The following is a 12644-nucleotide window of genomic DNA, read 5'->3' on the forward strand; positions in this document are numbered from 1 at the left end:
AAAAAAGGTCGGGAGTTTTTCCCAACCTTTGTTTTTTTATGTTACACAACTCCTTGAGCCAACATTGCTTCTGCTACTTTTACGAAGCCGGCAATATTTGCACCTTTTACGTAGTTTACATAACCGTCTTCGTCTTTTCCATAGTCTCTACAAGCTTTGTGGATACCGATCATGATCTCCTTTAATCTTGCGTCAACCTCTTCAGACGTCCAGTTAAGACGGATAGAGTTCTGAGTCATTTCTAATCCTGAAGTTGCAACACCTCCAGCGTTGGAAGCTTTACCAGGAGAGAATAATACTTTATTATCTAAGAAATAGTTGATTGCATCTAATGTAGAAGGCATGTTAGCCGCTTCAGTTACACAAAGACATCCGTTTTCAACTAATTTTCTTGCATCATCTAAATCTAATTCGTTCTGAGTCGCAGAAGGGAATGCTACGTCACATTTAACCTCCCAAGGACGTTTTCCAGCGTGGAATTCAGCAGATGGATATTTTTTAGCATAGTCCTCAGCTCTGTTGTTTCCAGAAGCTCTAAGTTCTAATAAATAATCAATTTTTTCTCCGCTGATACCATCTTTATCATAGATGTATCCATCAGGACCAGAAAGCGTTACAACTTTTGCTCCAAGCTCAGTTGCTTTTTTGATAACTCCCCAAGCTACGTTTCCGAAACCTGATACCGTTACAGTTTTACCTTGGAAATTCTCTCCAATAGTCTTAAGCATTTGCTCAGCGAAGTATACCACTCCGTATCCTGTAGCTTCAGGACGGATCAATGAACCTCCATAAGCAAGACCTTTTCCTGTAAGAACTCCTGTAAATTCGTTTCTGATTTTCTTGTATTGTCCGAATAAATATCCGATTTCTCTTGCTCCTACACCGATATCTCCTGCAGGTACGTCTGTTTCAGGACCGATGTGCTTGCATAATTCTGTCATGAAAGCCTGGCAGAAACGCATTACTTCCATATCAGATTTTCCTTGCGGATCGAAATCTGAACCTCCTTTACCACCACCCATTGGAAGAGTAGTCAAAGAGTTTTTAAACACTTGTTCGAAAGCTAAGAACTTAAGAACTGATAAGTTTACAGTAGGGTGGAAACGGATTCCTCCTTTGTATGGTCCAATTGCAGAGTTCATTTGAATTCTGAAACCTCTGTTAACCTGAATTTCTCCTTTATCGTCAACCCATGGAACTCTGAAAATAATAATTCTTTCAGCTTCAGCCATTCTTTCAAGCAGCTTCATTCCGTTATATTCTTTTCTCGTAGCAATGAATGGAATTACGGTTACGGCAACTTCTTTTACAGCCTGTAAGAACTCCGGTTCGTTAGGATTTTTTGCTTCAATTTTTGCAATAAACTCTTGGATTTTCTGGTCAATATTATATTGTTCCATATATTAAGGTTGAATATTATTGTCAACAAATTTAATTTTTTTTTCAAGATTCACAACACTCTATTTTAACATTGTTAAAAATTAAATAATAATGTTTCGTAATATTATTAAATTGATAATTTGTGAGCAAAAATTATTAAAAATGAAATGTTATTTGTGAAATAATGCAATATTAAGAAATCGTTAATTCTTAAATTGCTATAAATTGCCTCCCGGAAAATGATTTTACTTTCCCTAAAAGTTCCAATTCCAAAATTATCGGTAAAATTTTATAAGTAGAAACAGCAATTTCCTGTGCAAGATTGTCTAATGAAATCTGAGGATTGTCTTTGATAGATTGGAAAATAATATTTTGATTTTCAGTTAATTGTATTAAAGTCTCACTATAGGGAAACAGTTCTTCAATTTTTCCTGAAGGATTGTTAAATCCCAAAAGATTGATAAGATCTTTGATGGTAGAAATAGCCGTAGCTTTGTTATGGAAAATCAATTGATTACAACCTTGGCTATAAATGTCAGAGATTTTTCCAGGAAGAGCAAATACATCTCTGTTATAATCATTGGCAAAAGCTGCAGTACTTACAGATCCTCCTCCAAAAGCTGTTTCTACAACAATAGTAGAAGGGGAAATTCCGGCTACAATTCGATTTCTCTGAATGAAATTTTCCCGGTCTGGTTTTCTTGATGAATTGAATTCTGTCAATAATGCTCCTCCTTCCTCAAGGATTTTTTCAGAAAGCTTTCTGTTTTTGGCTGGGTATAAAAATTCAAAGCCGTATGCAAGGACTGCTATGGTTGGTTTTTGTTTCTGGATTGACTGCTCATGAACCTCTTTATCTACGCCTAAGGCAAGACCACTTACAGAAGTATATTTTGAAGAGAAGCTGGTCTCAAAGAAATCTTCAATGAACTGTTTGCCGTAGACAGTCATATTTCGTGTTCCTACAATACTTACTTTTTGAAGGTTATCATCTATATTCCCTTTCTGATAAAGAATTGCTGGTGCATCTGTACATTCGTTAAGAAGGGATGGCGTTTCTCCAAGATGCCTTAATCTTATCTGAACATTATTTTTTTCACAAAATGTTAGTTCTTTTTCAGCAAAGCGCAAGTGAACATCGTTTCCTATATCAGAAACAGTTTTAAGCCCCATTCCTTCTACCTTCTTGTATTGCTTTCTCGCATGCATCCATGCTTCCTGTGCACTTCCGAATGCTTTGATAAGTTTATTGAAATTAATATCGCCAATCTGGCTACATTCACGTAAGGCGATTGCATAGAAATATTCTTCGGTGATCATGTGTGTTTTTTTTCAAATGTAGTGAATTAAGTTTTTATTTTTTCCTTAATTCATCCAAATGATTCCAAATGTCATCTCTCTTTTTATAAGGCAGTTCCAGAAAGTCTTCCGGGTGATTTTCTTTGTATTCCTGCCAAAGTTTGTCGTCTTTTTCACTGTAATAATTAGGAAATTCCCAAATGTATTTTTTCTTTTTCTCACCTACATTTTTAAAGAGAAAAGCTATAATACTCCCGACTAAAGCACCGGAAAGGTGTGCTTGCCATGAGATTTTACTTGGTTCCTGCATATTATAGAAAAGCTCTTCAGGAAGCATTCCCCAAACTAAACTACCATAATACAATACCACAAGCAGTGAAATGGTAAGCAGCTTCATATTCCATTTAAATACTCCACTAAAGAAAAGAAAGAATGCAAGAACATATACTACACCACTGGCACCAATGGTACAGGTGTACATATATTCTCCTGTCATGATGTCAATAGGAGGAAGAAGCCATACCAAAAGTCCTGTTGCTATCCATCCGGTAAAGAAAACCTTGTTGGCGACCAATGGATAAAACTGATATAAAAGAAACATCAAAACTGCAATAGGAATTGAATTTCCAATGATATGATCCATGTTTCCATGAAGAAGAGGAGAAGTGATTATTCCCAACAATCCTTCCGGAACAAGAGGAATAATGGCTCCGAAGCAACTTCCAAAAAAGCCATGCATTTGTAAAAAGTACCCGAACCACATCGCAGAAAGCATCAGCAATGGGTATATAACCGCTCTTTTGGAAATTACATTTTTAAACATGAAGGTTTTACGTCAAATCAAAAGCCAATGATAAATTTCGGAAAATTTGTCGATGAATAGACTTCTAGTGATCTGATTTTAAGACAAAATTTGTCAATTTTAACGTTTAAGCTTTTTATTTTGGCATCAATTTTACTAAAGAACCTTATTGTTAGGGGATTAAACTTTACAAAAAAGTATTCTTTAAGGTTCAATTTGCCTTTTAAAAAAAATTATATTAATATTTTTGCATTGAAAAATTATTTAGAGTAATGAAGAAGTTTTTATTGATTCTCTCCTTTTTTACTGGTATTTATGCGAGTGCACAAGAAGAATTAAAAAAGGATTCCATAGAGGTAGACACAGTAAAGTACTGGTCGGTGTTAGGAAAAAACACTTTAATGATTAATCAGGCTGCCTTTTCAAATTGGGTAGGTGGTGGAGCTAATAATGTAGGTTGGCTTGCTGGTGCCAATTATAATATTACCTATGAAAAAGACAACGATCTTTGGGAAAATATTATCATCCTTGGCTACGGGCAAAATGATACTAAAGGACTTGGAGTCAGGAAGACACAGGATGTGATCAATGTTTCTACAAACTATGGGCGTAAGTTTTCGAAAAGCTGGTATTTCTCATTAGGAGCAGGGTTACAGTCTCAGTTTGCCCCAGGGTATGAAGATGGAAATAATCCGGAAGCAAAAAAGATTTCAAATTTTATGGCACCGGGTTATCTGAACGTCGGGATGGGTATCACATACAGACCTAATGATAACTTAACGGTAACTTTACGTCCTACCAACGCCAGATGGACTTTTGTCTTAGATAAAGATCTTCAGCTTGCAGGAAACTATGGTTTGAAAAGTGATGGTGATACTTCATTACTACAATTCGGTTTCTTGGGAACAGCGATGTATAAGCTGAAAATTATGGAAGATGTTCATTTGACGAATACAGCGTCTGTCTTTTCCAATTACCTGGATCGTCCGGATAGATTGGTTCTTGCTTATGGAGCGATTTTAAACTTAAAAGTTAATAAGTATATTTCATCCAATATAACATTAGATGTGCTATATGATCATAATCAAATCGAAAAGACCCAGTTAAAACAAACTTTGGGTATTGGTTTTGCTTATACATTGGATAATGGGGTAAAACGCTCTGACCGTAAAGACAGTCAATGGTGGATCAAAAAATAAATGAATAAATATATTAATAAGAAAGCACTTCAGGAATGAGGTGCTTTTTGTTTTAAATTATACTACAATTTTAAGTTTCTTTAAGTTTGTTATACAGAAATAAAATATTTAATTGCTTTAATTCTATTGCATTACATTGGATTTTTAAGTGAAATTAAATTCATTTCAGGGTGAATTTTGGGAAGGTGTAGATTATTATTTTATACATTTGTAAAAAATCGTTGATTATGAAAAAAGTTTTATTAATCGCCTCCATTTCTTTTGGGGCTATTGTAACAGCACAAGAAACTAAAGCTGATGCTCCGGCAGCAGATACCGTTAAAGCCTGGTCTATTCAGGGGCAAAACACATTAATGCTTAATCAGGCTGCCTTTTCAAACTGGGTAGGTGGTGGAGCCAATAACGTGGGATGGCTTGCAGGTGTCAACTATAACCTTACTTATGAAAAGAATAAAGATCTTTGGGAAAACATCATCATTCTAGGTTACGGGCAAAACAATACACAAGGTACCGGAACAAGAAAAACTCAGGATGTTATCAACTTATCAACCAATTATGGTAGAGAGTTCGCTAAAAGCTGGTATTTCTCTGCAGGTGCAGGTCTTCAGACTCAGTTTGCACCAGGTTATGAAGATGGAAATAATCCGGAAGCAAAGAAGATTTCAAACTTTATGGCTCCAGGATATCTGAATCTGGGTGCTGGTGTTACTTACCGCCCAAATGATAACCTGACAGTGACCTTACGTCCTGCAAATGCAAGATGGACTTTTGTATTGGATAAAGATCTTCAAACAGCCGGAACTTACGGTCTTAAAAATGATGGAGATTCTTCTCTGTTCCAGTTTGGTTTCTTGGGAACAGCAATGTATAAGCTAAAAATTATGGAAAACATTACTTTGCTTAATACAGCTTCTGTATTCTCAAATTACTTAGATCATCCTGAAAGACTTGTATTGGGGTATAGTGGAGTATTAAGCATGAAGATTAATAAATACATTTCTACAAATGTTACTCTGGATCTACTGTATGACCACAATCAGATCTGGAAAACACAGTTAAAACAAACATTAGGAGTAGGTCTTGCCTATAACTTTGATAACGGGAAAAAACGTTCCGAGAATAAGGATAATCAAGGCTGGTTGAAAAAATAATCCGAGAATTATGATACATAAAAAAGCACTTCAATCCGAAGTGCTTTTTCTTTATCAATATATATAAATTTTAAAATTCTATATCTACTCCAAGTTTCTCTGCCAAAAGCTTTGAAATCTTCTCTTTTAGAGGTTCAATATCGATATTCTGCATGGCATCATTCGCAAATGCATATAGAAGTAATGCCTGAGCTTCTTTCTTAGAGATCCCTCTTGCTCTCAGGTAGAATAATGCATCTTCATTAAGTTGACCTACTGTACATCCGTGAGAACATTTTACATCATCTGCAAAAATCTCCAACTGAGGTTTTGTATCGATGCTTGCTCCTTCGCTTAGCAATACGTTATTGTTTTGCTGATAAGCATTGGTTTTTTGAGCAATTTTATCAACAAATACCTTTCCGTTGAAAACTCCGTGTGCATTACCATCAAAGATTCCTTTGTAGTTCTGGTAACTCTCACAGTTCGGGAAATTGTGGTGAACTGCCGTATGGTGGTCTACCAACTGATCTTTTCCGATAATCGTAATACCATTCATGAATGAATTAATATTAGAACCATTCTGGATAAAATCAAGGTTGTTTCTTACCAGTTTACCTCCGAAAGAGAATGTATTTACAGTCGTTAAGCTGTCTTTCTCCTGTTTTGCGAAAGTATTGTCAATAAGATATGAAGTATTGTTATCGTTCTGAAGTTTGTGCCAATCTGCTTTTGCATTTGGATAAGTGAAAATCTCAGTCACAGAGTTTGTCAATACATAAGTACTGTCAAAATTGTGGTGACTTTCAATAATTTCTACTTTTGCTCCTTCTTCTACGATCAATAGATTTCTCGTGTTGTAAAACGTGTTTTCTTCTTGGTTCTGAGAAATGTAGAAAACATGAATTGGCTTTTCAATCACTACATTTTTTGGAACTTTCAAAAAGAAACCGTATTTGCAGTAAGCAAGGTTTAAGTTAGTGAAAGCTAAATCCTTAGAAGCAATTGTGTTGAAATATTTTTCAAAAACCTCTTTATGTTTGTCATCATTCAATGCATAATTGAATGAAAGGAATTCTACATTTTCAATAGATACTTTTGAAAGTTCTTTGTGAAGTTTACCGTTTACGAAAACAATCCAATCAAAATTTTCTTCACCAAGGTGCAATTGGTCAAACTGCTCTTTAGTGATATTATGGTGCTCATTCGGAAAGAAATTATAGCTTTTTTCCGTGATCTCCTTTAGATTGGTATATTTATATTCTTCGTCTTTTTTTGTCGGAAAACCAACACCTTCAAATTTCTGAAGAGCACCTTTTCTATCGTCATCCAGAAATCTGTGACGAAGGCTCTCCAAAAACTCATTATGGTTTTCGATGATTTGTTCTTTTAATGCCATTACTGGTATATCTGTGGTTTGCACCATTTTTTCTTTTTATTTTGAACTAAAAATATTGCTATTCCGAAGAATAGGTAATCCAATTTTTAATATTAGAGATTCTTTTTTGCTGCGTTTATGAATGAGTGCGAAAATTTTTAATCTCTGAAATACTGCTTTTTATTAATTTAAAAGCCAGTCGTATCCTTTTTCTTCAAGTTCTAATGCTAAAGATTTATCACCTGTTTTGATGATTTTTCCGTTGGCTAAAACGTGAACGAAGTCAGGCTGAATATAGTTAAGCAATCTTTGATAGTGAGTAATCAAAAGAACTGCATTTCCTTCATTTTTAAAAGCATTTACACCATCTGCAACGATTCTCAATGCATCAATGTCTAATCCTGAATCTGTTTCGTCAAGGATAGCCAATTTAGGGTTAAGCATCATCATCTGGAAGATCTCATTTCTTTTCTTTTCACCTCCTGAGAATCCTTCGTTCAGTGATCTTGAAAGGAAATCTTTTTTGATCCCTAATTTTTCAGATTTTTCACGAATCAATGCAAGCATTTCTTTTGCCGGCATTTCTTCTAATCCGTTTGCTTTTCTTGTTTCGTTTAAAGCAGCTTTGATGAAGTTCGTTACAGAAACTCCCGGAATTTCCACTGGATACTGGAAAGATAGGAAGATCCCTTTGTGTGCTCTGTCTTCTGGAGCATCTTCAATGATGTCTTCTCCTTGGAAGATAATCTCTCCACCTGTCACTTCGTAATCCTCTTTTCCAGCGATTACAGAAGAAAGGGTAGATTTACCGGCTCCGTTTGGTCCCATAATAGCGTGAACTTCGCCTGGCTTTATTTCAAGGTTAATCCCTTTTAATATTTCTGCGCCGTCTTCAATTTTGGCGTGAAGGTCTTTAATTTGTAACATTCTTGCTAACTTTTTCTTTTTATAATTGTACTAGCTTCCTCTGTATGTGGAATATCCAAAAGGTGATAAAGTAATCGGAACATGATAATGCTCGTTGTCCTTGATCTTGAATATTACTTCAATAGACGGATAGAAGCTTTCTATATTTTTATGTTTGTAATAATCTTCTATGAAGAATATAAGTTTGTATTTTCCGTTATTACCGGCTTTTTGATATGGTAAAAAATCTGAAACCCTGCCATTATTATCAGTTTGCTTTTTACCCAGAGAAACCCATTGTTTTGAGGTTTCATTATATTTTTCCAGTTCTATTTCAACTTTTCCAGCAGGTTGTCCCTGTGAGATATCAAGAATATGACTTGATAATTGAAATCCTGTTTTCTCCTGCGCGGAAAAACTTAGAAAAATAAATCCAAAAAATGCCAATAAGAACTTTTTCATAGAGACTATCTTTTTCAATTGGTTATCCAACTGAACCTTCTAATGAAATTTCTAATAATTTTTGTGCTTCTATAGCAAATTCCATTGGAAGTTTATTTAATACTTCTTTACTGAAACCGTTTACGATCAAAGCAATTGCTCTTTCAGTATCAATACCTCTCTGATTACAGTAGAAAATCTGATCTTCTCCAATTTTTGAAGTCGTTGCTTCGTGCTCCAATTGTGCGGTAGGATCTTTAATTTCAATGTAAGGGAAAGTGTGTGCTCCACATTCATTACCCATCAATAAAGAGTCACACTGAGAGAAGTTTCTTGCTCCTTTTGCAGAAGGCATTACTTTTACCTGTCCTCTGTATGAGTTTTGAGATTTTCCTGCAGAAATACCTTTGGAAATGATCGTTGACTTGGTATTTTTTCCAATGTGGATCATTTTTGTTCCTGTGTCTGCATATTGGTGGTTATTCGTTACCGCGATAGAGTAGAACTCTCCGATTGAATTGTCCCCTTTCAGAATACAAGATGGGTATTTCCATGTTACAGCAGAACCTGTTTCCACCTGTGTCCATGAGATTTTTGCATTTCTTTCACAAAGACCTCTCTTCGTTACAAAATTGAATACCCCTCCTTTTCCTTCTTCATTACCTGGGTACCAGTTCTGTACTGTAGAATATTTGATTTCCGCATTATCCATTGCGATCAACTCAACAACAGCGGCGTGAAGTTGGTTTTCGTCTCTTGACGGTGCTGTACATCCTTCAAGGTAAGAAACGTAACTTCCTTCGTCTGCAATCACAAGCGTTCTTTCAAACTGCCCTGTTCCTGCCTGGTTGATACGGAAATAAGTGGAAAGTTCCATAGGGCATCTTACCCCTTTTGGAATATAACAGAAACTTCCGTCAGAGAATACTGCGGAGTTTAATGCTGCATAAAAGTTATCACCTCTTGGAACTACTTTCCCAAGATATTTTCTTACTAAATCAGGGTGATTTTTGATAGCTTCAGAGATAGAACAGAAAATAATTCCTTTTTCCATCAATGTTTCCTGGAAAGTGGTTTTTACAGAAACTGAATCTATTACGATATCTACAGCTACTCCTGACAGTCTTTTTTGTTCCTCAATATTAATCCCTAGCTTTTCGAAAGTTTTCAATAATTCAGGATCTACCTGGTCAAGGCTTTCCAGTTCTGGTTTTGCCTTTGGAGCCGCGTAGTAACGGATTGCTTGAAAATCTGGTTTTTCATATTTGATATTTGCCCACGTAGGCTCTACCATTTTCAACCAGATTTTGAAAGATTCCAAACGCCATTCAGTCATCCATTCCGGCTCTTCTTTTTTAGCAGAGATGGCACGGACGATATCCTCATTTAAACCAATTGGGAAGTCTTCGTAATCAATCTTAGTTTCCCAACCGAATTCATATTTTTTATTTTCTAGATCGACTCTTAAATCGTCTTCAGTATATTTACTCATTACTATTTTTTAGATTTCAGATTTTAGACCTCATGTTTCTGGTGTCTAGTATCTTATGTCTTTTCTCTAAAGACTAAATGATTCTCCACATCCACATGTTCTGGATGCGTTCGGGTTGTTGAAAACAAACCCTTTTCCGTTCAATCCTCCTGAATATTCAAGAGTAGTTCCTGCTAAATAAAGGATGGATTTTTTATCTATAATAATCTTAATATTATTATCTTCAAAAATCTGATCTGTGTCTGTTTTTTGGTTGTCAAACTTTAAAACATACTCTAAACCAGAGCATCCGCCGCTTTTCACCCCAACTCTTATATAATCTTCAGCAGGGTTAAAACCATCTTCCGTCATAAGTTGGATGGCTTTCTCCTTTGCATAGTCTGATACTTTTATCATTGTATTTATTTAGAATGATTTAATGAGGCAAAAATACGAACAAAAATCAGGATATAAAAATCAGCATTTTTATTTTATCGATTTTTATCATTGATGAGTTTAACCTTGGTAATCTTTTGAAATCCAAAACATAAATTGACTCATAATGAAAAAATTAGGCATTATTGCTCTGGCGCTCTTTATACAGCAGGTTTCGGCACAGACAAACAGGTTTGTATATCAGGTAACGATGAAGCCGGATGCTGAAAATAAAACAGATATTAAATCTGAAAATGCATATCTCGATATTTCTCCTGAAAAATCTGTTTTTTACTCCGAAAACAGAATTAAAAGAGATTCTATCATGCAGAAAGCCTTTCAGGGAGGCGGTGGAAGAGGAAATATCAATAGGGATCAGATGGAAAGTTTAAGGACTAATATCAATTATACTGTAGAAAAGGATAAGACGAATCAGAAAACTTATTTTAAAGACAGAATAGGGCGAGATTTGTATTCTTATGAAGAAGACAGACCATTGGTATGGAAAATTTCTTCGGAAACTACAAAAATAGGAGAGTACAAGGTTCAGAAAGCTGAAACGGACTTTGCTGGAAGAAAATGGACGGCATGGTTTACTACGGATCTACCCTATCAGGATGGTCCGTATAAGTTTGGAGGGCTTCCGGGATTGGTGGTAAAGGCAGAGGATGACAAAGGGGATTACTCTTTTGATTTAATGAAAAATTATAAAATTGCTGAGTTTCCAACTTTGAATCAGTTTGGTAATACTTTAAAAGTGAAAAGAACGGATTTTGTAAAACAACAGCAAAAGTTCAAAACAGATCCAATGTCATTTATGACTCAGGGAACAGGAGGAATATCTGCTCCAATGAGAATGGGTGGTGGAAGAGGTCCTGGCGGAGGGGGGAATCAGAATCCTGCCGATATGAGAAAAAGAATGGAGGAGAGGGTAAAAGAAGAAGCAAAAAAAAATACGAACCCAATTGAATTACAATAAATGAAAAGACTGTCTCATGAGACAGTCTTTTTTATTTTTAATGGTGTAATTTACTTATTTTAAAAGCTGGTTAAAAGTATCACCTTGTCTGATATCTCCGGTATTATATCCTTTCATAAACCATTCTTTACGCTGTGCAGATGATCCGTGAGTAAAGCTTTCCTGATTCACATATCCTTGCCCTCTCTTTTGAATATTATCATCTCCTACGGCTTCAGCAGCATCTATAGCAGATTGTATATCTCCCGGTTCCAGAATTTTTTTTGAATCATCGGTACGTCTTGCCCAAACTCCGGCATAAAAATCTGCCTGTAATTCTGTAGCAACAGATACTTTGTTCATTTCTGCTTCTGAATATCTTCCACTTCTTCTTAAGGCGTCTACTTTCTGTGTGGTTCCTAAAAGTGTTTGTACGTGGTGTCCTACTTCATGAGCAAGAACATAAGCCACTGTGAATTCAGTTACTTTAGCCCCAAACCTCTGTTGAAGTTCACCAAAGAAGCTCATATCCATATATACTTTTTGGTCGGCAGGGCAATAAAATGGACCCATTGCAGATTGAGCGGTTCCGCATGCAGAATTTGTCGTGTCTTCAAAAAGTAAAATTTTAGGATCAACATATGTCATTCCGTTTTCTTTGAAAACCTGATTCCAGGTTTGGGAATTCCATGCATCAAGCATATCAACCATTTGTCCGATCTGTTTTTCTTCTGCTGTAAGTTCTCTTCTTTCAGAATTACCGGAAGATTGTACGCTGCCGGAATTCAAAATACCAGAAGGATCTCCGCCTAAAAAGAAAACAATGGCTGCTATAATTAAAGTTCCGAGTCCGCCACCTACGATCATACCTCCTCCGCCACCGGAGCCACGGCGATCATCAACGTTGCCGCCTCTGTCGTCTGTCCATCTCATAATAATATGTTTTTTTGTATCCGTAAATTTATAAAATTAAAGTTTACGATAATTTATTAAGTTACATATGGTTTACTGATCATTGAACTTTTCTACTAAGATTCTTTTATAATAGTCTTTATTATGTCCGTTGATATGCTCAAGGTAATTGTATTTATCTATAAAATATTGTTTTTGGCAGCTGATAGGAAGGTGTTGAATACTATCATCATCCGTATGCTCTACAATAGGATATGTTGGAAGATTTATCTGTAAAAATTCTTGGTTTTTTGCTAAGGTTTCAATGATACTATAATCTAAGAAGTTACTGCA

At 35.6% G+C, this 12644-nt stretch carries 12 protein-coding genes; 3 read left to right on the forward strand and 9 right to left on the reverse strand.

Annotation, left to right across the window (positions count from 1 at the left end):
- Positions 1-41: 41 nt before the first annotated feature.
- The 3 genes from gdhA to BW983_RS10980 all read right to left on the reverse strand — a co-directional run bounded on the left by gdhA (position 42) and on the right by BW983_RS10980 (position 3502).
- Positions 42-1400, reverse strand: coding sequence for an NADP-specific glutamate dehydrogenase (gene gdhA / locus BW983_RS10970; protein WP_076552001.1), 1359 nt, complete (start codon positions 1398-1400; stop codon positions 42-44).
- A 190-nt stretch (positions 1401-1590) separates the two neighbouring features.
- Positions 1591-2700 (reverse strand): DNA-processing protein DprA, encoded by a 1110-nt coding sequence (gene dprA, locus BW983_RS10975; RefSeq protein WP_076552002.1) that lies wholly within the window; start codon positions 2698-2700, stop codon positions 1591-1593.
- 34 nt (positions 2701-2734) lie between these two features.
- Complete coding sequence (locus BW983_RS10980) at positions 2735-3502, reverse strand: rhomboid family intramembrane serine protease (RefSeq protein WP_076552003.1); 768 nt, start codon at positions 3500-3502, stop codon at positions 2735-2737.
- 251 nt (positions 3503-3753) lie between these two features.
- Here BW983_RS10980 and BW983_RS10985 point away from each other — a divergent pair, with 251 nt between their 5' ends.
- Both BW983_RS10985 and BW983_RS10990 read left to right on the forward strand, forming a co-directional pair.
- Complete coding sequence (locus tag BW983_RS10985) at positions 3754-4680, forward strand: DUF3078 domain-containing protein (protein ID WP_076552004.1); 927 nt, start codon at positions 3754-3756, stop codon at positions 4678-4680.
- 227 nt (positions 4681-4907) lie between these two features.
- Positions 4908-5831 carry a DUF3078 domain-containing protein gene (locus BW983_RS10990; RefSeq protein ID WP_076552005.1) on the forward strand — a complete coding sequence of 308 codons (924 nt, stop codon included), beginning with the start codon at positions 4908-4910 and terminating at the stop codon, positions 5829-5831.
- Between the two features lie 70 nt (positions 5832-5901).
- Here BW983_RS10990 and sufD read toward each other — a convergent pair whose 3' ends face one another.
- The 5 genes from sufD to BW983_RS11015 all read right to left on the reverse strand — a co-directional run bounded on the left by sufD (position 5902) and on the right by BW983_RS11015 (position 10423).
- A complete protein-coding gene (sufD, locus tag BW983_RS10995; RefSeq protein ID WP_076552274.1) occupies positions 5902-7209 on the reverse strand; it encodes a Fe-S cluster assembly protein SufD in 1308 nt (435 codons plus the stop codon).
- Between the two features lie 162 nt (positions 7210-7371).
- Positions 7372-8115, reverse strand: coding sequence for a Fe-S cluster assembly ATPase SufC (gene sufC / locus BW983_RS11000; protein ID WP_076552006.1), 744 nt, complete (start codon positions 8113-8115; stop codon positions 7372-7374).
- Between the two features lie 30 nt (positions 8116-8145).
- Entirely contained in the window at positions 8146-8556 is a 411-nt protein-coding gene (gene uraH, locus BW983_RS11005) for a hydroxyisourate hydrolase (RefSeq protein WP_076552007.1), read from the reverse strand.
- Positions 8557-8578: 22 nt separating this feature from the next.
- On the reverse strand, positions 8579-10027 hold the full coding sequence (gene sufB, locus BW983_RS11010; protein WP_076552008.1) for a Fe-S cluster assembly protein SufB: 1449 nt from the start codon (positions 10025-10027) through the stop codon (positions 8579-8581).
- Positions 10028-10093: 66 nt separating this feature from the next.
- Positions 10094-10423: a HesB/IscA family protein gene (locus tag BW983_RS11015; protein ID WP_027372006.1), complete on the reverse strand. Its 330-nt coding sequence runs from the start codon at positions 10421-10423 to the stop codon at positions 10094-10096.
- Between the two features lie 145 nt (positions 10424-10568).
- Between BW983_RS11015 and BW983_RS11020 the strand changes: the two genes are divergently transcribed.
- The gene (locus BW983_RS11020) at positions 10569-11420 is read left to right on the forward strand and encodes a GLPGLI family protein (RefSeq protein WP_076552009.1); all 852 of its coding nucleotides are present in this window, start codon (positions 10569-10571) and stop codon (positions 11418-11420) included.
- Between the two features lie 54 nt (positions 11421-11474).
- Here BW983_RS11020 and ypfJ read toward each other — a convergent pair whose 3' ends face one another.
- Positions 11475-12332 (reverse strand): KPN_02809 family neutral zinc metallopeptidase, encoded by an 858-nt coding sequence (gene ypfJ, locus BW983_RS11025; RefSeq protein WP_076552010.1) that lies wholly within the window; start codon positions 12330-12332, stop codon positions 11475-11477.
- Between the last annotated feature and the right edge of the window lie 312 nt (positions 12333-12644).

Source organism: Chryseobacterium ureilyticum (genome assembly GCF_900156735.1).
In the GTDB taxonomy this organism is placed as follows: domain Bacteria; phylum Bacteroidota; class Bacteroidia; order Flavobacteriales; family Weeksellaceae; genus Chryseobacterium; species Chryseobacterium ureilyticum.